The organism is Bradyrhizobium sp. CCBAU 45321, assembly GCF_028128975.1.
GTDB classification, from domain to species: Bacteria; Pseudomonadota; Alphaproteobacteria; order Rhizobiales; family Xanthobacteraceae; genus Bradyrhizobium; species Bradyrhizobium yuanmingense.
This window is the reverse complement of the sequence record NZ_LFKZ01000049.1, coordinates 1-873: the sequence shown is the minus strand read 5'-3', so window position 1 is coordinate 873 and position 873 is coordinate 1. Positions and strand designations below refer to the sequence as shown.

The 873-nt window shown below is 61.5% G+C and carries 1 protein-coding gene and 1 pseudogene; both read left to right on the top strand.

Going from position 1 to position 873, the window contains the following annotated elements; genetic code table 11:
* Positions 1 to 416: pseudogene (locus tag ACM43_RS09610) on the top strand (ribonucleoside-diphosphate reductase subunit alpha); the annotation flags it as partial.
* Positions 407 to 873, top strand: a 467-nt coding sequence (locus ACM43_RS09605) for a ribonucleotide-diphosphate reductase subunit beta (RefSeq protein ID WP_271539853.1), incomplete at its 3' end; no start/stop codon positions are given. The pseudogene ACM43_RS09610 and the gene ACM43_RS09605, both read left to right, overlap by 10 nt.

Below are 873 nucleotides of genomic sequence, written 5' to 3'. Positions count from 1 at the left end.
ACCTCGCCAAGGTGCTGGCCGCGAAAGGCGCCGACACCTCGGCGACCTGGCAGTCGATCATCGCGCACGAGGGGTCGGTCGCCCATCTCGACGTCCTGTCGGAGCACGAGAAAGCGATCTTTCGCACCGCCTTCGAGATCGACCAGCGCTGGATCGTCGAGCTTGCCGCCGACCGCGCCGCGTTGATTTGCCAGAGCCAGTCGATCAACCTCTATCTGCCGGCCGACGTCGATAAGTGGCACCTCCACATGCTGCACTGGACAGCGTGGAAGCGTGGATTGAAAAGCCTCTACTACTGCCGCTCAAAGTCTATCTCGCGCGCGGCGTTCGCCGGCAAGATTGCCGAGGATGCAACGCCGACGCAGCAGCGGGGGCGGCAGCGCACGGACTATGAGGAGTGCCTCGCATGTCAGTGATCGATCTGTCGCGCTTCGATCCGCGCACGTTAATCGGCAAGGGGCGCGTCGGGCTCCTTGACTCGACCGGCAGCTATGACGTCGATCGCTATGCCTGGGCTTACGAGTTCTGGAAGCGCCAGCAGCAGACCCACTGGATGGGCGAGGAGGTGCCGCTCGGCGCCGACCTCAGGGACTGGGCGTCGGATCGCGTCACGGTCAGCGAGCGTGCGCTGCTTACCCAGATTTTCCGCTTTTTCACTCAATCGGATATCGAAGTCGGCGACAACTATTTCAAGCGGTACATTCCGATCTTCCAGCCACTCACCGTCCAGATGATGATGGCCGCTTTCACTAACATGGAGACGGTTCATATCGATGCCTATGCCCTGCTGCTCAAGACGCTCGGTATGCCCAAGACCGAGTTCGAGGCATTCCGCGGCTATGCGCAGATGCGCGCCAAGGCGGACTACATGCA